Here is a 20,615-nt window from a genome sequence, read left to right on the forward strand (position 1 = left end):
CCTGCTCCGATCGATGGTGATGGTCGGTGGCCTTTGCGTGACATGAACCGTGGGGGTCCAGCCGATCCCCTGTCCTGCCTCTGACGTGCCGGACGGTTGAGCCGTGAACAATGAGGCGTGGGCATGTCAAGAACGTCGGGATCGATTGGATCGTAGGGACCAAAACCGCCGCGGGATAGGGGGGTTATCGGCCGTACCCACACGGCAGCTCCACGTGCCCTCCATGGAACAGGCACGCCGTGCACACGAAGAGGGCCCGGCGGTCGCGCACCGCCGGGCCCTGCCCGTTTGGTCCCGAACGTGCTGTCCGGAACGCCGTCCGGACAGGTGTTCTGCCGGACGTCCACCGCTCGCCGGTGGACTAGAGCTTCTCGATCACGTAGTCGATGCAGGTCGTCAGCGCCTGCACGTCCGCCGGGTCGATGGCCGGGAACATCGCGACCCGCAGCTGGTTGCGGCCAAGCTTGCGGTACGGCTCGGTGTCCACGATCCCGTTCGCGCGCAGCACCTTCGCGACCGCAGCCGCGTCGATGTCGTCCGAGAAATCGATCGTGCCGATGACCTGCGAGCGCTTCGCCGGGTCCGCAACGAACGGCGTGGCGTACTTGGACTCCTCGGCCCAGCCGTACAGGTTCCGCGCGGACGTGGCGGTGCGGTGCACCGACCAGTCCAGGCCGCCCTGGCCGTTCAGCCACTTCAGCTGCTCGTTGAGGAGGAACAGCGTCGACAGGGCAGGGGTGTTGTACGTCTGGTTCTTCAGCGAGTTGTCGATCGCCGTCGGCAGGCTGAAGAACTCCGGCACATGGCGGCCGGACCCGTGCACGCGGGCGGCACGCTCCAGCGCGGCGGGTGAGAAGACGCCGATCCACAGGCCGCCTTCGGAAGCGAAGGACTTCTGCGGCGCGAAGTAGTAGACGTCCGTCTCGGTGATGTCGACGGGCAGGCCCCCTGCGCCGGAGGTGGCGTCCACGAGGACCAACGCCCCCTCGTCCGCTCCGCCGACCCGCTTGATCGGCGCCGCGACGCCGGTCGAGGTCTCGTTGTGCGTGAGGGCGTAGACGTCGACGCCCGCTTCGGCCCGCGGGTCCGGGTGGGTGCCCGGCTCAGCGGAGATCACGGTCGGCTCGGCCAGCCACGGGGCGAGCTTCGCGGCCTTGGCGAACTTCGACGAGAACTCGCCGAAGGAGAGGTGCTGCGACTTGTCGTCGATCAGACCGTGCGTCGCGACGTCCCAGAACGCGGTCGAGCCGCCGTTGCCGAGGATCACCTCGTACCCGTCGGGCAGGGAGAACAGGGCGCGGACGCCCTCGCGCACCTCGCCCACCAGGTTCTTGACCGGAGCCTGGCGGTGGGAGGTGCCGAGCAGGGACGTGCCGGTGGCGGCCAGCGCGTCCAGCGCCTCCGTACGCACCTTGGAAGGTCCGGCGCCGAAGCGACCGTCGCCGGGCTTGATGTCAGCGGGAATCTGGATATCGGCCACGGTCGGAGCCTAGTCGGTTCCGCCGGGTCACCGGACGCCGTGTCCGGCCGATGAGACAAGTGATCACTGGCTGGGACGGGGGTGTGGAGTCACTCGAACGAGCGGGTGGGCGCGGGCGGGCCGGGGCACCCTGTGCCCATGGCTGATCGTGAGGAACTGGAGCGTGCCCTGCGCCGGGAAGTGCGCGGGGAAGTGGACTTCGGAGCCGGGACCCGGGCGTTGATGACGATGGACGCGTCCAACTACCGCCGGGTCCCCGACGGGGTCGTGGCCCCGCGCGACGCGGCGGACGTCAGTGCGGCGCTCGCCGTCTGCCGCAGCCACGGCGTTCCGGTCGTGCCCCGCGGAGCGGGGACCTCGATCGCAGGACAGGCGACCGGCACCGGGGTCGTGCTCGACTTCACCCGACACATGCGGGCCGTCGTGTCGGTGGACCCGCAGACCCGGACGGCCGTCGTCCAGCCGGGTGCCGTGCTCGACCGGCTGCGGTCCGCCGCCGGGGTGCACGGACTGACCTTCGGTCCCGACCCGTCCACGCACAGCCGCTGCACGCTCGGCGGGATGATCGGCAACAACGCGTGCGGGGCGCACTCGGTGGCCTGGGGGACCACCGCAGACAACGTTCGTGAGCTGTCCGTCGTGACGTACGGCGGTGCGGAGCTGCGGCTCGGCCGCACGCGGGGCTGGACCACCGCCCCCGAGGGACTGCGGGAGCTGGTCGAGCAGAACCTGGCGCGCTTGCGGACCGGTTTCCCACCCGGACTGCCCCGCCGGATCTCCGGATACGCCCTGGACGCCCTGCTCCCGGAGAACGGCCCCGATCTCGCGCGCGCCTTCTGCGGAAGTGAGGGCACCCTGGGTGTACTGACCGAAGCGACGGTGCGGCTGGTTCCGTCGCCACCCGCCCGGGCCCTCGCCGTGCTCGGCTACGTCGACGAGAGCGCGGCGGCCGAGGCCGCCGCAGGGCTGCTGCCGCACGGTCCGCTGACCGTCGAAGGCATGGCGGCGGACCTGGTTCCCGACCCGGGAGCACTGCCGCGCGGCGGTGCGTGGCTGTTCGTCGAGACCGGAGGAGCGACCGACGGCGAGGCCCGGTCCCGTGCCCAGGAGGTCGTACGGACCGCCGACGCGCTCGACGGCACGATCGTGACCGACCCGACGGGGCAGCGCCACCTCTGGCGGGTGCGGGAGGACGCCGCGGGCACCGCGACCCGGATGCCGGACGGCACCGAGGCGTGGCCGGGCTGGGAGGACTGCGCGGTGCCGCCGGCCCGGCTGGGTGCGTACTTGCGTGACTTCCGCGTGCTGCTGGCCGAGCACGGGCTGCGCGGGACGCCGTACGGGCACTTCGGGGACGGCTGCATCCACGTCCGCATCGACTTCGACCTGCTGGGCGCGGAGGGCGTGCGGCGCTTCCGGGACTTCTCCGAGGACGTGGCCGCGCTCGTCGTCGCGCACGGGGGTTCGCTGTCCGGCGAGCACGGCGACGGGCAGGCCAGGGCCGAGCTGCTGCCGAAGATGTACGGGGACGAACTGGTCGCCCTCTTCGGCCGGTTCAAGGACCTGTGGGACCCCGCCGGCGGACTGAACCCGGGGGTGCTGGTCCGACCCGCGCGCCTGGACGAGAACCTCCGCTTCGAGGTGCTGCCCCGTACCGGGGGCGACGTGGAGTTCGGCTATCCGCACGACGGGGGAGACTTCGCCGGTGCGGTGCGGCGCTGTGTCGGGGTGGCCAAATGCCGGGTTGACGGGCCGGCTTCGGGCCCCGGGGTGATGTGCCCCTCGTACCGGGCGACCGGCGAGGAGCGGCACTCCACGCGGGGACGAGCCCGGCTGCTCCACGAGATGCTCGCCGGGCAGTTGGTCACGGACGGCTGGCGCTCGGAGGAGGTGCGGGAGGCGCTGGACCTGTGCCTGTCCTGCAAGGGGTGCCGCAGCGACTGTCCGGTGGGTGTGGACATGGCCACGTACAAGGCGGAGTTCCTGCACCACCACTACGCGGGGCGGCGGCGACCCGCCGCCCACTACACGATGGGTCGGCTACCGCAGTGGCTGCATGCGGCGGCTCCGCTCGCGGGGGTGCTGAACGCAGTGGCAGGCGTGGCTCCGTTCGCCGCGCTGGCGAAGCGGCTGGGCGGCATCGCACCGGAACGCGAGCTGCCGCGGCTCGCGACGCGGACGTTCCGCCAGTGGCTGCGGGAGCACCTGGCGGACCGCATGGAGGTCCTGGCAGAGCCCCGTACCGCGGTGCTGTGGCCCGACACCTTCACCGACCACCTCTCGCCGGAGGTCGGCCGGGCGGCAGTCGCCGTGCTGGAAGCTGCTGGGGTGGGCCTCGCCGTCCCCGCCGGGCGGGTCTGCTGCGGACTGACGTACGTCACCACGGGACAGCTGAACCGCGCCCGCGCCGTGCTGCGCCGGACGCTGGACACCGTGGAGCCGCTGCTCGACCTCGGCGTGCCGGTCGTCGTGCTGGAACCGAGCTGCGGGGCAGCGCTCCGCACCGACCTGCCGGAACTGCTCGGAGACGATCCTCGGGCGGTCCGCCTGGCGGGTTCCGTGCGCACCTTCGCCCAAGTGCTCGAGGAGTGCGCACCGGACTGGGAGCCGCCGCGGGTGAACCGATCCACCGCCGGCCAGACCCACTGCCACCAACACGCCGTCCTCGGCGACGTGGCGGATCGCCGGCTGCGCGAACGCATCGGTCTGAGCGGCGACTTGAGCGGAGGCTGCTGCGGCCTGGCGGGCAGCTTCGGCTTCGAGCGCGGCCACTACGGCGTGTCCGTCGCGTGTGCCGAGGACCAGTTGCTGCCGGCGGTGCGGGCGGCAGGTGACGGCGCCGTGCTGCTGGCGGACGGCTTCTCGTGCCGCACGCAGCTGGAGCAGCTGACGGGACGGCGGGGGCGCCATCTGGCGGAGGTGCTGGCGGACGTGCTGGACGGGAAGGAAGGAGAGAACAGCCGTGGGCGCGCGGACGGGTGAGGGACGACCGTGGGTCGGGGTCGTCACGGCGCGCGTTCCGGGGGCACGGGCGTGTCGTCACCGCCGGGCGACCCGGGTCGACGGCGGTGTCGACGGCGATCCGTCCCGCCGCAGCGCGACCGGCTCAGGCCCTGCCGAAGAGCTCTTCCAGCACCTCCGCCACGCCGTCCTCCTCGTTGGACGAGGTGTGCCGGGCCACGGCGTCCAGGACGGTCGGGTGGGCGTTGGCCATGGCGTAGCCGGTGCCGGCCCAGTTCAGGATGGTCAGGTCGTTGGGCATGTCACCGAAGGCCACGACGTCCGCGGCAGGGACGCCCCGCTCGCGGCAGAGCATGGCGAGGGCCTCGGCCTTGGTGACGCCCGTCGCACTGACCTCCAGCAGTCCGTGGCCGCCGGAGTGGGTGAACTGGGCCGCACCGCCCGCTGCCTCCTCGGCGATGGCGAGGAGCATGTCAGCCTCGAACTCCCGCGAATGGGCCAGTAGTTGGACGATGGGTGTGTCGACCAGCCACAGGTCCGCCGGTGACGAGACGGCGCGTTCGGCTTCGGGCACGCCGAAGCGCAGGCCGTAGGCGGGCTCGTACAGCACGTGGTGGCCCGTCTCCACGGCGAAGCCGAGCCCGGGTGCCGCCGTCGAGAGGGCGGTCGCCACGTCGCGGGCGACCGGGAGGGCCAGGGCGCGGGACGTGGTGACGGTGCGGGTGGTGACGTCGTAGACCAGTGCGCCGTTGCTGCACACCGCCGTTCCGGCGAGTCCCGTCACGGTGGCGAGCGCGTCGACGAAACGGGGTGGTCGGGCGGTGACGAAGACGACCTCGGCCCCGGCGTCCGTGGCGGTCCGCAGGGCCTGCAGGGTGCGGTCCGAGACGGTGCCGCCCCGGCGCAGGAGCGTGCCGTCCAGATCGGTGGCGATCAGCCGTGGCAGCGTCATCACGCCATGCTACTGGCCTCCGTCAGCGTGAAGTTGCAGGTCAAGCAACTGGTGTGACGGTCTTTCGGGGGGACGGCCCGTGTGCGGGCAGATGCCGTGGCCCATGCTCGACCGGCCCCGGCGCGGTATCCGGCAGGCGCGACTGAATGATCACCAAATCGAGTGCCGTATGCCCGGACTGGTATGCCTTCAGCGTGGTTTGCCTCATTCTGGAAGTCCCGAGGATCAAGATCACGGAAGGGTTCAGCCCATGACCACGACGGCACAGGACGTCATCACCACCAAGCTTGAGCGCATGTTCGACAGCATGGATGCCAACCGCGACGGCTACGTGGACTGGACGGACTACCAGAAGCTCGGTGACCGCTACATCCAGGCATACCGGCTCGGCAAGGACGACCGCCGGGCCAGGGCGATCCAGGCCTTCTGCCAGATCTACTTCCTGGAGCTGCTGCGGCACGCTGGCGTGGACACGGGCCGGCTCACGAAGGAGCAGTTCGTCACGGCCAACCGCCTCGCGGTCATCGACACCAGTCGGCTCAGCGTGGTCGAGGGCGGCGGCCATGCGATCTTCGACGTCATCGACGTCGACGGCGACAACGAGATCGGCAAGGACGAGTTCGCCCTCTTCCTGAGGGAGGTGTGGAAGAGCGACGCGCCCGACGCGATGGACGTCTTCGCCATGCTGGACACGGACGGGGACGGAGCGATCTCGCGCCACGAGTTCATCCGCGCGGTTCGCGAGTACTACCTGTCCAGCGACCCGGAGGTACCGGGCAGCATGTTCTTCGGGCGCGTCTGACCGCACCCGCTCCCGGGGAGGTGCCGGCCGGTACGGGGTCCGGCGGCGCGTGCCCGCGCCGTGCACCACGGCGCGGGCACGGCCGGGGCGGTCCGGCCGTTGACCGTTCGCCGGACGCGGCGGTGCCGGTGCCGGTGCCGGTGCCGCAGGGAGGACGCCGGACGCCCGCGCGGTGGGTTCCGCCCTTCGGCACGAGCTGCTGCGGGAACACGGGCGGCGGCGAGTGTGCCGTCGCGGCCACTGTCCCCTCCGTCGTCCCCGTTCATGACGGCGGGGCGGCTGCCCGCGGTGCGCCCGGCTTCCTACCGGAGCCTGGGGTGGCGTTCATGGACGGGCATGGGCGCGGGAGCCGTTTCGTCAGGCACTGGTGAGTGGTGTGGGGTCCCCGCCCGGGTGTTCCGTAGCGTGGAGGGGGATCCCTGTGGACCGAGCCGAAGTCAGTGCAGTATTTTGGGCCGACAGTGCAATGAGGTGAACGAAGGCAGGATCTGGTGAGCAGCCCCCGTAGCGCCGAGAAGGCGGTCTCCGTCGTCGCCCTGCCCGAAGCGGCAGGGGCCCTGGAGCGTGGAACCGCCCGTCGCGCCGGTGCGCTCGGGCCGGTTGCGCTCGTCGTCGCCGGCGGACTCTCCGTGCAGTTCGGCGCGGCCGTCGCCGTCCTGCTGATGCCGCGCGCCGGTGCGCTCGGCGTCGTCACGCTCCGGCTGATCCTCGCCGCGCTGGTCCTGCTCCTCATGTGCCGGCCGAAGTTCCGCGGGTACTCGCGCACCGACTGGGGCACGGTGGTCGCGTTCGGCGTGGCGATGGCCGCGATGAACATGCTCTTCTACCAGGCCGTGGACCGGATTCCGCTGGGAGCCGCCGTCACCTTCGAGGTGCTCGGCCCGCTCGCGCTCTCCGTCGTGGCGTCGCGGCGCCTGGTCAACCTCGTGTGGGCCGGTCTCGCCCTCGGCGGTGTGGCGCTGCTCAGCGGGGGCGGCTTCGACCGGCTCGACCCGGTCGGTACCTCCTTCGCCCTCGGTGCGGGTGCGATGTGGGCCGCGTACATCGTCTTCAGCGCCCGCACCGGACGCCGCTTCCCGCAGGCGGATGGGCTGGCTCTGGCCATGGCCGTCGGTGCCGTGATCAGCCTGCCCTTCGGCATCACCGAGGCGGGCGGCAGGCTCCTCGTGCCCTCCACCATCGGGCTGGGACTCGCCGTCGCGGTGATGTCGTCCGTCCTTCCCTACACGCTGGAGCTGCTCGCCCTGCGCAGGCTGCCCGCGCCGACGTTCGCCGTGCTGATGAGCCTGGAGCCGGCCATCGCAGCGACCGCCGGGTTCCTGGTGCTGCACCAGGCGCTCTCGGCGGCCGATGCGCTGGCGATCGCCCTGGTCGTCGCCGCCAGCATGGGCGCGGTGCGCACCCGGGCCGGACGGATCCGGTCGGAATGAGTGTCGCCCCGAGGTGCGACGCCACCACGAGGGGGGACCGGGCGGCGTGGTGACGGTCCTCGGTGTCGACGCCTGCGCGGCCGGGTGGGTCTCGGTCGAGCTCCGTGACGGCCGGTTCGCGGGAGCGCGCGTCGGTCCCGAGCTGGAAGGCGTGGTCGGCCGGGCGCTGGCCGGCGGTGCAGGCACGGTGGCCGTGGACATGCCCTTGGGGATCCTCGACGCCGGGTGGCGCCGGGCGGACGCCGAGGCGGCGGCCCTGCTGGGCAGGCTGCGGGGCAGCGTCTTCCGGGTGCCGCCGCGGGCGGTGTGGGAGGCGGAGTCGTACGAGGCCGCCGGTCGCCGTTGCCGCGAACTCACCGGAGCCGGTCTGAGCCGCCAGAGTTGGGGGCTCGCCGCCAAGCTGCGCGAGGCGAACGACTGCCTGGCGGGGGCAGAAGGCGGCCGCCTCTTCGAGGTGCACCCCGAGGTGTCGTTCTGGGCGCTGGCCGGAAGGCGACCTCTGACGCACCGCAAGAAGAGCTGGACCGGGCAGATGGCCCGACGCTCGCTCCTCGCGGCCGCCGGGATCGCGCTGCCCGACGACCTGGGTGATGCCGGCCTGGCGGCACCGGACGACGTGCTGGACGCGGCGGCCGCTGCGTGGAGCGCCCACAGGATCGCGATCGGCTGCGCCTCCCGCCTGCCTGACCCGCCGGAACACGACTCCCACGGCCGCCCCGTCGCCATCTGGTACTGACGGGTGAGGGTCGGGGCTCGTGCGTTCCCGGGCCCGGTCCGGTCCGGGTCTGTCCGCGTGCCGCTGGCGGTGACGGCGCCCGCCGGCCCCCCGCAGCCTGCCGCACGCGTCCCGGCTCGTCCGGCTCGGGATGCCGACCGGCAGCTGGGTCCCCGGACGGGCCTGCTGCCGCCGCGACCGGCATGCCGTAGGCGATTCTGCGCACGCAGCGATCCGCACCGACAGCGGTCCGCCGCGGCTGTGGCCCGCCGGCGCGCGTTCCGTCGTCACCGTCGTCCGGTCCGGCCGCACGTCGGTGACGTGTGCTTCGGCCGAGGTCGGTTGTGCGACCGCGGGTCGCCTCGCGGGCTGCCGTGCCGCCCACCGCACCCGCCCGCGTGCTCCGGCCGCTCGAACCGCCCGCGTGCTCCGGCCGCGCACTCCGGCCGTTCGAACCGGCCGCGAAAGAGGTCGCGCAAAAGAGGCCGAAAAAGTAAAGCAAGCACGCTTGATTGTTTCCCTCGGTCCTGCCATGCTCCGGGCACCACGCCGTGTCCCGGAGGGAGCGCACCGTGTCCGACCCCGCAGTCGTACTCGACGACTTGGCGGCAGAGAGCGAAGAACTCGACCTTCTCGTAGGCGAGTTGACTGATGCTGAATGGGCGGTCGCGACCCCCGCGGCCGGCTGGACCATCGCCCACCAGATCGCCCACCTGACCTGGACCGACGAGGTGGCCCTGCTCTCCGCCACCGACGGGGCGGCTTTCGGAGCCGAGGTGGAGAAGGCCCTCTCCGCGCCCGAAACCTTCGTCGACGAGGCCGCCGAGGAGGTGGCCGCGCTGCCGCCGTCCGTGCTCCTCGCCCGCTGGCGGGCCGGGCGCGACCGGCTCCACCACGCCCTGGCGAGCGCCCCCGCCGGAGCCCGCTTCCCCTGGTACGGGCCGCCGATGAGCGCCATGTCGATGGCGACCGCTCGGCTCATGGAGACCTGGGCGCACGGCCAGGACGTCGCCGACGCGCTCGGCGCCGTACGCGCACCGTCCGCCCGCCTGCGGCACGTGGCGCACATCGGCGTACGGGCCCGTGACTACGCCTACGCCGTACGCGGCCTCGAACCGCCCACCGCCGCGTTCCGGGTCGAGCTGACCGCTCCGGACGGCGGCCTGTGGACGTACGGGCCCGAGGACGCCCCGCAGCGCGTCACCGGCCCCGCTCTGGACTTCTGCCTGCTCGTCACCCAGCGGGCCCACCGCGACGACCTCGCCGTACGGGCCGAGGGCGAGGAAGCGGACCGGTGGCTGGACATCGCCCAGGCCTTCGCAGGACCCGCGGGCTCCGGACGCGCTCCGAAGGAGGCCTGACCGTGCCCTCCGCGCCGCCGCCCTCCCCGCATTCCGCCACGCCCCCGACGCCTCCGGCGGTGTCCTCCGTGCCGCCGCTGCGGATCGGCAACGCCTCCGGCTTCTACGGCGACCGGTTCGACGCGATGCGCGAGATGCTCACCGGCGGCCGGCTCGACGTCCTCACCGGCGACTACCTCGCCGAACTCACGATGCTGATCCTCGGCCGCGACCGGATGAAGGACCCGCGCCTCGGCTACGCCAAGACCTTCCTGCGCCAATTGGAGGAGGGCCTCGGGCTGGCCCACGAGCGCGGTGTCCGGATCGTCGCCAACGCCGGCGGCCTCAACCCGGAGGGACTCGCCGGCGCCGTGCGCGAACTCGCGGACCGCGTCGGGGTCCCGGTGCGGGTCGCGCACGTCGAGGGCGACGACCTCGGCGCCCGCTTCCCCGACGCCCTCGCCGCCCATGCCTACCTCGGCGGCGGCGGGATCGCCGCGTGCCTCGCGGCCGGGGCGGACGTCGTGGTCACCGGCCGGGTCACGGACGCGGCGCTGGTCACGGGGCCCGCGCAGTGGCACTTCGGCTGGACCCCGGGGGACCCCGGGTGCGACGACGCGCTCGCCGGAGCCGTCGTCGCCGGGCACGTGCTGGAGTGCGGCACGCAGGCGACCGGCGGCAACTACGCCCACTTCAACGGTCACGACGTGCGCCGGCCCGGTTTTCCCGTCGCCGAGTTGTACGCCGACGGCAGCAGCGTGATCACCAAGCACGAAGGCACCGGCGGAGTCGTGGACACCGGGACGGTCACCGCCCAGCTGCTGTACGAGACGGGCGGCGCGCGGTACGCAGGGCCAGACGTCACCGCGCGGCTCGACACCGTGGCGCTGGCCCAGGACGGACCCGATCGGGTGCGCATCTCGGGGGTGCGCGGTGAGGCCCCGCCGCCCACCCTCAAGGTCGGGCTCACCCGGCTCGGCGGCTGGCGCAACGAGGTCGTCTTCGTCCTCACCGGCCTCGACGTGGAGGCCAAGGCGGAACTGGTTCGGGCGCAGCTGGAGGACGCCTTCCTGCGGGCCGGGTCCCGCCCCGCCGAGGTCCGTTGGGAGCTCTCACGGACCGACCGCGCGGACGCGGACACCGAGGAGACGGCCAGCGCGCTGCTGCGGCTGGTGGTCCGTGACCCTGACCCCGCGGCGGTCGGCCGGGTGGTCAGCGGGGCCGCGATCGAACTCGCGCTGGGCAGCTACCCCGGGTTCCACGTGACGTCCCCGCCAGGGAAGGGCACGCCGTACGGGGTGTTCGAGGCCGCGTACGTGGAGGCGTCGTCGGTCGAGCACGGCGCCGTGCTCCCGGACGGACGGCGGGTGGCCGTGCCGCACGCGGGCTGCACCCGGGTCCTGGAACCGGTCGGCGCACCGCCGTTGCCGCCACCGCCGCCGGCGGGTCCGGTCCGCAGGGTGCCCCTCGGGCTGGTCGCGGGCGCCCGAAGCGGCGACAAGGGCGGGGACGCGAACGTCGGGGTGTGGGTGCGCAGCGACGGGGCGTGGCGGTGGCTGGTCCACGCGCTGACCGTCGACGCCTTCCGTGAACTCCTGCCGGAAACCCGCGGTTTGACCGTCACCCGGCACGTCCTGCCCAATCTGCGCGCGCTGAACTTCGTGGTCGAGGGACTGCTCGGCGAAGGCGTCGCCGCCCAAGCGCGGTTCGATCCGCAGGCGAAGGGGCTGGGGGAGTGGCTCCGCGCGCGCCGGGTGGACGTACCCGAAGAGCTGCTGTCCGCCGCCGAGGCGGCGTCCGCCCTCGCACCCGCACCGGAGGTGGCCCCATGACCGCCCTCACCAGCACGCTCGACACGTCGAGCGCCGACTACGCGTCCCACCGCGCCGCCATGCTCGCCAAGCTCGACGGCCTGGAAACGGAGCACGCCAAGGCGCTTGCCGGCGGCGGTGAGAAGTACACGGCCCGGCACCGCACGCGCGGCAAGCTGCTCGCCCGCGAGCGGGTCGAGCTGCTCCTCGATCCCGACACCCCGTTCCTGGAGCTGTCGCCGCTGGCCGCGTGGGGGAGTGACTATCCGGTCGGCGCGTCCGTGGTGACCGGCATCGGTACGGTCGAGGGCGTCGAGTGCCTGATCACCGCCAACGATCCGACCGTGCGCGGCGGGGCGAGCAACCCCTGGACGCTGAAGAAGATCCTGCGCGCCCACGAGATCGCGTTCGCCAACCGGTTGCCGCTGATCAGTCTCGTCGAGTCCGGCGGTGCCGACCTGCCGAGCCAGAAAGAGATCTTCATCCCGGGCGGGGCGCTGTTCCGCGACCTCACACGGCTGTCGGCCGCCGGGATCCCCACCGTCGCGGTCGTCTTCGGCAACTCCACCGCGGGCGGCGCCTACGTCCCCGGCATGTCCGACCACGCCGTCATGATCGAGGAGCGTTCGAAGGTCTTCCTCGGCGGACCTCCGCTGGTGAAGATGGCCACCGGCGAGGAGAGCGATGACGAGTCCCTCGGCGGTGCGGGGATGCACGCCCGCACGTCCGGGCTCGCGGACCACTTCGCGGTCGACGAGCAGGACGCGCTGCGGCAGGCCCGCCGCATCGTCGTCCGTCTCAACCACCGCAAGGCCCAGCGCGATCCCGCCGGACCGGTTGAACCCCCCGCCTACGACGAGGACGAACTGCTCGGCATCGTTCCCGAGGACCTGAAGACCCCGTTCGACCCGCGCGAGGTGATCGCCCGGATCGTGGACGCCTCGGACTTCGACGAGTTCAAGCCGCTGTACGGGACGAGCCTGGTCACCGGATGGGCGCGGCTGCACGGCTATCCGGTGGGCATCCTGGCGAACGCGCAGGGTGTGCTGTTCAGTGCCGAGTCCCAGAAGGCCGCCCAGTTCATCCAGTTGGCCAACCAGCGAGACATCCCGCTGCTGTTCCTGCACAACACCACCGGCTACATGGTCGGCAAGGAGTACGAGCAGGGCGGCATCATCAAGCACGGCGCGATGATGATCAACGCGGTGGCGAACTCGAAGGTGCCGCACCTGTCCGTGCTCATGGGCGCGTCCTACGGCGCGGGTCACTACGGCATGTGCGGGCGGGCGTACGATCCGCGCTTCCTGTTCGCGTGGCCCAGTGCCAAGTCCGCCGTCATGGGCCCGCAGCAGTTGGCCGGCGTCCTGTCGATCGTCGCCCGCGCCTCCGCCGCCGCGAAGGGACAGCCCTACGACGTCGAGGCCGACACCGCCCTGCGCGCCATGGTGGAGCAGCAGATCGAGACGGAGTCGCTGCCGACGTTCCTGTCGGGGCGGCTGTACGACGACGGCGTCATCGACCCCCGCGACACCCGCACGGTCCTCGGTATGTGCCTGTCCGCCATCCACACGGCCCCGGTCGAAGGCGCGCGCGGCGGCTTCGGCGTCTTCAGGATGTGAGGCCCTGATGATCCAGTCTGTCCTTGTCGCCAACCGGGGCGAGATCGCCTGTCGGGTCTTCCGCACCTGTCGTGAGCTGGGCATCGCGACGGTCGCCGTGTACGCGGACGCGGACGCGGGTGCCCTGCACGTACGGGAGGCGGACGTGGCGGTGCGGCTGCCGGGCTCCGCCCCCGCCGAGACCTACCTGCGGGGGGACAGGATCGTGAAGGCGGCGCTGGCCGCCGGCGCGGACGCCGTGCACCCCGGATACGGGTTCCTGTCCGAGAACGCCGACTTCGCGCGTGCGGTCGTCGACGCCGGGCTGGTGTGGATCGGCCCGCCCCCCGCCGCGATCGAGGCGATGGCGTCCAAGACGCGCGCCAAGCAGCTGATGGGGATCGCGCCACTGGACGCGTCCGAGCTCACGGAGGACGACCTACCGGTCCTGGTCAAGGCTGCGGCGGGCGGCGGCGGGCGCGGGATGCGAGTGGTGCGGGAACTCAGGGCGCTGGAGGACGCGTTGGTGGCCGCACGTGCCGAAGCGCTGAGCGCGTTCGGCGACGGGGAGGTCTTCGTCGAGCCGTACGTCGAGGGCGGCCGGCACGTCGAGGTGCAGATCGTGGCCGACGCGTACGGCACGGTCTGGCCTCTCGGGACCCGTGACTGCTCGCTGCAGCGCCGCCACCAGAAGGTGATCGAGGAGTCACCGGCGCCCGGCCTCGGAACGGAACTCACCGCCACCCTGCACGAGATGGCCGTCCGTGCCGCCCGGGCCACCGACTACCGGGGGGCAGGCACCGTGGAGTTCCTCGTCGTCGGGGACACGGCCCACTTCCTGGAGATGAACACCCGCCTCCAGGTGGAGCACCCGGTCACCGAGGCCGTGTTCGGGGTCGACCTGGTCGGTCTGCAGATCCGGGTCGCGGAGGGCGGAGCCCTCGAGGGCGAGCCGCCGTCCGGCCACGGCCACGCCGTCGAGGCGCGGCTCTACGCCGAGGACCCCGCGCACGGCTTCGCCCCCCAGACCGGGACGCTGCACCACCTCCACGTACCCGGGGTACGCCTGGACACCGGGTACGCCGAAGGGGACGCGATCGGGGTGCACTACGACGCGATGCTCGCCAAGGCGGTCGCGTGGGCGCCGACCCGTGCGGAGGCGGTGCGCACGTTGTCCGGGGCGCTGGAGCGGGCCCGCATCCACGGTCCGGTCACCAACCGGGAGCTCCTCGTGCGGTCCCTTCGGCACCCGGAGTTCGTCGCCGGCCGGATGGACACCGGCTTCTACGACCGTCACCTGCCCGGACTGACCCGCGGGCAGGGTGGGGACGACGTCGCCGCGCTCGCCGCCGCCCTCGCGGACGCGGCCGTCCGCCGTACCGGTGGCGCTGCGGCCGGGCCGCCCCCGCCCGGAGTCTCGGCCCGCCTCGGCGGCTGGCGCAACCTACCGTCCCAGCCGCAGGTCAAGCGGTACGTCACGGCCGACAGCCGGGAACACGAGGTGCGTTACCGCACCACCCGCCTGGGCACCGAGGCGGAGGACTTCCCGCACGTGCGGGTCCTCGACGCGTCCGCACACGTGGTGCGGTTGGACGTCGACGGGGTGGAGCGCCGGTACCGGGTCCACCGCTACGGCGACCGGATCCACGTCGACACCGCCACGCAGGCGTACGCGCTCGACGAGGTGCCGCGCTTCGCCGATCCCGCGGCCCAGCGCGAGCCCGGCTCGCTGCTGGCGCCCATGCCCGGCACGGTCGTCCGGGTCGCCGAGGGCCTCGCCCCCGGCGCGAAGGTCAGTGCCGGGCAGCCGCTCGTCTGGCTGGAGGCGATGAAGATGGAGCACAAGATCACCGCTCCGGCCTCCGGCACGCTCACCGCGCTCCACGCCGCCCCCGGCCACCAGGTCGAGGTCGGTGCCCTTCTCGCCGTCGTTCAGGAGGACGAAACCCCATGAGCAGCGTCATCGAGAGCGAAGAACAGACCGCCCTGCGCGCCGCCGTGTCCGCGCTCGGGCACCGCCACGGCGTCGGGTACGACCGGGAGGAACTCTGGTCCGAGGCAGCCAAGCTCGGCTACCTCGGCGTCAACCTCCCGCAGGAGTACGGCGGCGGGGGCGGCGGCATGGCCGACCTGTCCATCGTGCTGGAGGAACTCGGCGCGGCCGGTTGCCCGCTGCTGATGATGGTCGTCTCCCCCGCGATCTGCGGCACGGTCATCGACCGGTTCGGCACCGAGGAGCAGAAACGGGCCTGGCTGCCCGGGCTCGCCGACGGCACCCGCACCATGGCGTTCGGCATCACCGAGCCGGATGCCGGCTCGAACTCCCACCGGATCACCACGACGGCGCGCAGGACCGAGGAGGGTTGGGTCCTCACCGGCCGCAAGGTCTTCGTGTCCGGGGTCGACATCGCGGACGCCACGCTCATCGTCGGACGCACCGAGGACGCGCGCACGGGCAGGCTCAAGCCGTGTCTCTTCATCGTCCCCCGTGACACCCCCGGCTTCACGCGCTCGCAGATCGACATGGAACTGCACGCCCACGAGAAGCAGTTCGAGCTGGTCCTCGACGACGTGGCGCTGCCGCGGGACGCCCTCGTCGGTGAGGGTGCCTCCCACGCCGAAGGCCGTGGGGGGGAGGACGCCGGTCTGCTGCAACTGTTCGCCGGGCTCAACCCGGAGCGCATCATGACCGCCGCGTTCGCGATCGGGATGGGCCGGTACGCGCTCGACCGCGCCGTCGCGTACGCCAAGGAGCGCCAGGTGTGGAAGGACGCCATCGGCGCCCACCAGGCCATCGCCCACCCCCTCGCGCAGGCCCACATCGAGTTGGAACTCGCCCGGCTGATGATGCAGAAGGCCTCGGCGCTCTACGACGCGGGCGACGACGCGGCAGCCGGCGAAGCGGCCAACATGGCCAAGTACGCGGCCGCGGAAGCCTGTGTGAAGGCCGTCGACCAGGCCGTGCACACCCTCGGTGGCAACGGGCTCACCCGTGAGTACGGGCTCGCGCGACTCGTCACTGCAGCCCGAGTCGCCCGGATCGCCCCGGTCAGTCGGGAAATGATCCTCAACTTCGTATCCCACCAGTCCCTGGGTCTCCCCAAGTCGTACTGACAGGCGCGATTCTGGCGACCACGACCGAAAGCGTCGACGTCGAAGGGGCCCACCATGCCAGTAGCAAGGGTGTTCCACAGCGAATACGCGGACGTCCCGGCAGTTTCCCTCCCGATCCACGAGGCCGTGCTGGGCCGGGCCGCCGGGTACGGCGACAGCGCCGCCCTGATCGACGGGGCGGACGGCACGACGATCAGCTACGCGCAGCTCGACGCGTTCCACCGTCGGGTCGCCGCCGCGCTCGCCGCCGCCGGTGTGCGCAAGGGCGACGTCCTCGCCCTGCACAGCCCCAACACCGTCGCCTACCCGGTCGTCTTCTACGGCGCCACGCGGGCCGGGGCGTCCGTCACCCCGGTCCACCCGCTCTCCACGGCGGAGGAGTTCGCCAAGCAGCTCCGCGACTCCTCCGCCCGCTGGATCATCACCGTCTCCCCGCTCCTCGAAACGGCCCGTCGAGCGGCGGAACTCGTCGGCGGCATCGAGGAGATCTTCGTCTGCGACCAGGCGGACGGCCACGTCTCCGTGCTCACCATGCTCGGTTCCTCGGCGCCCGAACCCGCCCACGACATCGACCCCGGCGAGGACGTCGCCGTGCTGCCGTACTCCTCGGGCACCACCGGGGTCCCCAAGGGCGTCATGCTCACCCACCGCTCCATCGCCACCAACCTGGTCCAGCTGGAGCCGTTCATCCCGATGGTGCCGGGCGACCGCATCCTCGCCGTCCTGCCGTTCTTCCACATCTACGGCCTCACGGCGCTGATGAACGCTCCGCTGCGCAACGGTGCCACGGTCGTCGTTCTGCCCCGCTTCGACCTCGACCAGTTCCTGGAGGCCATCCAGACGCACCGCATCAACGGCTTGTACGTCGCTCCGCCGATTATTCTCGCCCTCGCCAAGCACCCGGCGGTGGCACGGTACGACCTGTCGTCGCTGGAGTACCTCGTCAGTGCCGCCGCACCGCTCGACGCCCATCTCGCCGCGGCCTGCTCGGCACGGCTGGGACTTCCGCCGGTGCGCCAGGCGTACGGCATGACGGAACTGTCCCCCGGCACCCACGTCGTGCCGCTCGACGCGGTGAACCCGCCGCCCGGCGCCGTCGGCAAGCTGCTGCCCAGCACCGAGATGCGGATCCTGTCGCTGGACGACCCGACCGAGGACGCGGCCCCCGGCGAGGAGGGCGAGATCGCGATCCGCGGCCCGCAGGTCATGAAGGGCTACCTGGGCCGGCCCGAGGCCACCGCCGACATGATCGACACCGACGGTTGGGTGCACACCGGCGACATCGGGCGGGTCGACGACGAGGGCTGGCTGTTCGTCGTGGACCGGGTGAAGGAACTCATCAAGTACAAGGGCTTCCAGGTCGCCCCGGCCGAGTTGGAGGCCCTGCTGCTCACCCACGAGGGCGTCGCCGACGCCGCGGTGATCGGCGTGCTCGACGGCGACGGGAACGAGATCCCGAAGGCGTACGTCGTACGGCAGGCCGCCGCGGCCGACCTCTCCGGCGACGACGTCCTGCAGTACGTCGCCGAGCGCGTGGCCCCGTACAAGAAGATCCGCCGCGTCGAGTTCATCGACGGGGTGCCGCGCGCCGCATCGGGGAAGATCCTCCGGCGCGAACTGCGCGACCGCGACAAGGAGAACACATGACGCTGCTCAGGCCGGCGCACGAGCGCGGCATCGCGACCCTGACCCTGGACTCCCCGGCGAACCGCAACGCCCTGTCGGCGCGGCTCGTCGGCGAGCTCGCCGAGGCGCTGGCCGCCTGCGGGAAGGACCCGTCGGTGCGGGCCGTGGTGCTCACCCACACCGGGAACACCTTCAGTGCCGGAGCCGACCTGAAGGAACCGCCCAACCCGTACACCTACGTCGCGCTGCTGCGGCAGATCGTCGAACTGCCCAAGCCGGTGGTGTGCCGGGTGACCGGTCACGTCCGGGCCGGCGGGCTCGGCCTCGTCGGCGCCTGCGACGTCGCCGCGGCGTCGACGGCGTCGGACTTCGCCTTCACGGAGGTGCGGATCGGAGTCGCACCCGCGGTGATCTCGCTGCCGCTGCTTCCACGCCTGGAACCTCGGGCCGCGGCCCGCTACTACCTCAGCGGGGAGCGCTTCGACGCCGCGGACGCCGCGCGCGCGGGCCTGCTCACCCTGGCCGACGACGACGTGGACGCGGCGCTCGCACCTGTCCTCGACGGGTTCCGCAGGGCCTCGCCGCAGGCCCTGGACGCGACGAAGCAGCTGCTCACGGCTAGGGTGCGGGAGACCTTCGACCGCGACGCGGAGGACCTCGTCCAACGCTCGGCGTCGCTCTTCGCCTCCGCGGAAGCACGTGAGGGCATGACGGCTTTCCTCGAACGACGGGACCCCGCATGGGTGTGGTGACGCCTCCGAAGCAGGACCGCAGCCGGGCCACCCGGCAGCGGCTCCTGGAGGCCGCGGTGGCCTGCCTAGCCGAACGCGGCTGGGCGGGCTCCACCGTCTCGGTGGTCGCCGAGCGGGCCGGAGTCTCCCGGGGGGCGGCACAGCACCACTTCCCGACGAGGGAGGACCTCTTCACGGCCGCCGTCGAGTACGTCGCCGAGGAACGCTCCAGCGCATTGCGGAACCTTCCGGTGCAGGACCGGTCGGCCGTGGTGGAAGCCCTCGTCGACCTCTACACCGGCCCGCTGTTCCGGGCCGCCCTGCACCTGTGGGTAGCGGCCTCCAACGAGGAGCAGCTGCGTGAACGCGTCACCGAGCTGGAATCCCGCGTCGGCCGGGAGACCCATCGGATAGCGGTGGCGCTGCTGGGGGCGGACGAGTCGCTGCCGGGAGTGCGGGAAACCGTCCAGGGGCTGCTGGACATGGCGCGCGGGCTCGGCCTGGCCAACCTGCTGACGGACGACGAGGCGCGGCGGAAGCGGGTCGTGGGGCAGTGGGCGCGGCTGCTGGACGAGGCACTCGGGACCCGGTGAGGAGCTCGGCACCACCCGCACGAGCGCGGCGCCCCCACCGAGGAGGAACGCACGGAAGCGCGCGGCAATCGTCGTAGCGCTCCGACCGCCCGTCCGGGACGGAACGGCCCGCATCCGCGCTCGCCAGGTGCGCGTCACCGACCCCTGAGCTGCTCTCCACCCCGGGCGACCCGGTGTGATCCGGATCACCTCGCAGCGTCAGGCCCGCGGCGTATCCTTACCGCATGCTTCCGCTCGTACGCCGCCGCCACGTGGACTTCCTCCGCGTCACGAGCATGGGCTGTCGGGCTTAGCCCCGACCCAAGCCCCCCTCCACCCACCCGGTCCCTCCGTCGCGCCCCCATCCCGAGCGCATCGGCGGAACGAGTACCCGGCCACCACCCGGGTCGGCGGCCGGGACACACCCCAGCGGACGCACCCCATGTCTCTCTCGTCGATCCACTCGCAGGATGACGGGCAGCTCCCCGTCATCGACCTCTCCGCGGCGGACCGCGGCCCCGAGGCCCGCGCAGAACTGCACGCGAAGCTCCACGGCGCCGCCCACGACGTCGGCTTCTTCCAGCTGACCGGCCACGGCGTCACCGAAGCCGAGACCGACGCCCTGATGACCCAGATGCGGGCCTTCTTCGCGCTCCCCGAAGGCGACCGGCACGCCATCGACAACATCAACTCCCCGCACTTCCGCGGCTACACCCGCATCGGCGACGAACGCACCGGCGGCAGCCGGGACTGGCGCGACCAGCTCGACATCGGGGCCGAGCGGCCTCCTCACGTCCCCGGTCCGGGCGAACCCGCGTACTGGTGGCTGGAAGGCCCCAACCAGTGGCCCGCGGCGCTCCCCGGTCTGCGTACCGCCGCACTCACCTGGATCGACCGGCTCACCGGAGTCGCCGACAAGCTGCTGCACGAGTTGCTCGCCTCGATCGGCGCGCCCCCCGACTTCTACGACGACGTCTTCGGCGACCGCGCGCACCTGCACCTCAAGCTGGTGCGGTACCCGGGGAGCGCACCCGACGGCGCGGGGCCCGGCCAGGGCGTCGGCGTCCACAAGGACTACGGCTTCCTCACCCTGCTCCACCAGGACCGCATCGGCGGTCTCCAGGTGCAGCGCGAGGACGGCGCCTTCCACGACGTGCCGCCGCTGCCCGGAGCCTTCGTGGTCAACCTCGGCGAGCTCCTCGAGGTCGCCACCGACGGCTACCTCGTCGCCACCAACCACCGGGTGGTCAGCCCGCCCGGTGCCACCGAGCGCTACTCGGTGCCGTTCTTCTACAACCCGCGCCTGGACGCCCGGATCGCCCCGCTGCCCTTCCCGTACGCGGCGGACGCACCCGGCATCACCTCCGACCCGGCGAACCCGCTGTTCGCCGACTACGGGCGCAACGAATTGAAGGGCAAGCTGCGGGCGCACCCGCTGGTCGCCGCCCGCCACCACGCGGGACTGGTGGAGCGGGCGGCCTGA

General features: G+C 72.4%; 15 protein-coding genes. 13 read left to right on the forward strand and 2 right to left on the reverse strand.

What is annotated here, in order from left to right; genetic code table 11:
• Window positions 1-361: 361 nt before the first annotated feature.
• Window positions 362-1,480, reverse strand: coding sequence for a phosphoserine transaminase (gene serC, locus ACFXOM_RS21720; protein WP_384944526.1), 1,119 nt, complete (start codon window positions 1,478-1,480; stop codon window positions 362-364).
• Window positions 1,481-1,618: 138 nt separating this feature from the next.
• On the opposite strand from serC, the gene ACFXOM_RS21725 reads away from it, so the two are divergent.
• Window positions 1,619-4,462 carry an FAD-binding and (Fe-S)-binding domain-containing protein gene (locus ACFXOM_RS21725; RefSeq protein WP_384941762.1) on the forward strand — a complete coding sequence of 948 codons (2,844 nt, stop codon included), beginning with the start codon at window positions 1,619-1,621 and terminating at the stop codon, window positions 4,460-4,462.
• Window positions 4,463-4,586: 124 nt separating this feature from the next.
• Here the strand turns inward: ACFXOM_RS21725 and ACFXOM_RS21730 are convergent, their stop codons facing one another.
• Window positions 4,587-5,393, reverse strand: a complete 807-nt coding sequence (locus ACFXOM_RS21730; RefSeq protein ID WP_384941764.1) for an HAD family hydrolase — start codon at window positions 5,391-5,393, stop codon at window positions 4,587-4,589.
• Between the two features lie 250 nt (window positions 5,394-5,643).
• On the opposite strand from ACFXOM_RS21730, the gene ACFXOM_RS21735 reads away from it, so the two are divergent.
• From ACFXOM_RS21735 to ACFXOM_RS21790, 12 genes are all read left to right on the forward strand, one after another.
• Window positions 5,644-6,195 carry an EF-hand domain-containing protein gene (locus ACFXOM_RS21735; protein WP_384941766.1) on the forward strand — a complete coding sequence of 184 codons (552 nt, stop codon included), beginning with the start codon at window positions 5,644-5,646 and terminating at the stop codon, window positions 6,193-6,195.
• A 491-nt stretch (window positions 6,196-6,686) separates the two neighbouring features.
• Window positions 6,687-7,625 carry a DMT family transporter gene (locus tag ACFXOM_RS21740; protein ID WP_384941768.1) on the forward strand — a complete coding sequence of 313 codons (939 nt, stop codon included), beginning with the start codon at window positions 6,687-6,689 and terminating at the stop codon, window positions 7,623-7,625.
• A gap of 13 nt (window positions 7,626-7,638) precedes the next feature.
• Complete coding sequence (locus ACFXOM_RS21745) at window positions 7,639-8,361, forward strand: DUF429 domain-containing protein (RefSeq protein ID WP_384941770.1); 723 nt, start codon at window positions 7,639-7,641, stop codon at window positions 8,359-8,361.
• Window positions 8,362-8,912: 551 nt separating this feature from the next.
• A complete protein-coding gene (locus ACFXOM_RS21750) occupies window positions 8,913-9,701 on the forward strand; it encodes a TIGR03084 family metal-binding protein (RefSeq protein WP_384941772.1) in 789 nt (262 codons plus the stop codon).
• Between the two features lie 59 nt (window positions 9,702-9,760).
• Window positions 9,761-11,512 carry an acyclic terpene utilization AtuA family protein gene (locus tag ACFXOM_RS21755; RefSeq protein WP_384941802.1) on the forward strand — a complete coding sequence of 584 codons (1,752 nt, stop codon included), beginning with the start codon at window positions 9,761-9,763 and terminating at the stop codon, window positions 11,510-11,512.
• Window positions 11,509-13,110 carry an acyl-CoA carboxylase subunit beta gene (locus ACFXOM_RS21760; RefSeq protein WP_384941774.1) on the forward strand — a complete coding sequence of 534 codons (1,602 nt, stop codon included), beginning with the start codon at window positions 11,509-11,511 and terminating at the stop codon, window positions 13,108-13,110. The genes ACFXOM_RS21755 and ACFXOM_RS21760 overlap by 4 nt, the downstream gene beginning before the upstream one ends.
• 7 nt (window positions 13,111-13,117) lie before the next feature.
• Window positions 13,118-15,043 carry a biotin carboxylase N-terminal domain-containing protein gene (locus ACFXOM_RS21765; RefSeq protein ID WP_385038868.1) on the forward strand — a complete coding sequence of 642 codons (1,926 nt, stop codon included), beginning with the start codon at window positions 13,118-13,120 and terminating at the stop codon, window positions 15,041-15,043.
• The gene (locus ACFXOM_RS21770) at window positions 15,040-16,203 is read left to right on the forward strand and encodes an acyl-CoA dehydrogenase family protein (protein WP_384941778.1); all 1,164 of its coding nucleotides are present in this window, start codon (window positions 15,040-15,042) and stop codon (window positions 16,201-16,203) included. The genes ACFXOM_RS21765 and ACFXOM_RS21770 overlap by 4 nt, the downstream gene beginning before the upstream one ends.
• 54 nt (window positions 16,204-16,257) lie before the next feature.
• Window positions 16,258-17,850: a 4-coumarate--CoA ligase family protein gene (locus tag ACFXOM_RS21775; protein WP_384941780.1), complete on the forward strand. Its 1,593-nt coding sequence runs from the start codon at window positions 16,258-16,260 to the stop codon at window positions 17,848-17,850.
• On the forward strand, window positions 17,847-18,581 hold the full coding sequence (locus tag ACFXOM_RS21780; protein WP_384941782.1) for an enoyl-CoA hydratase family protein: 735 nt from the start codon (window positions 17,847-17,849) through the stop codon (window positions 18,579-18,581). The genes ACFXOM_RS21775 and ACFXOM_RS21780 overlap by 4 nt, the downstream gene beginning before the upstream one ends.
• Window positions 18,569-19,153: a TetR/AcrR family transcriptional regulator gene (locus tag ACFXOM_RS21785; protein ID WP_384941784.1), complete on the forward strand. Its 585-nt coding sequence runs from the start codon at window positions 18,569-18,571 to the stop codon at window positions 19,151-19,153. The genes ACFXOM_RS21780 and ACFXOM_RS21785 overlap by 13 nt, the downstream gene beginning before the upstream one ends.
• A 421-nt stretch (window positions 19,154-19,574) precedes the next feature.
• A complete protein-coding gene (locus ACFXOM_RS21790) occupies window positions 19,575-20,615 on the forward strand; it encodes an isopenicillin N synthase family dioxygenase (RefSeq protein WP_384941786.1) in 1,041 nt (346 codons plus the stop codon).

Origin of the sequence: Streptomyces sp. NPDC059169 (genome assembly GCF_042755225.1) — a bacterium.
GTDB lineage: Bacteria > Actinomycetota > Actinomycetes > Streptomycetales > Streptomycetaceae > Streptomyces.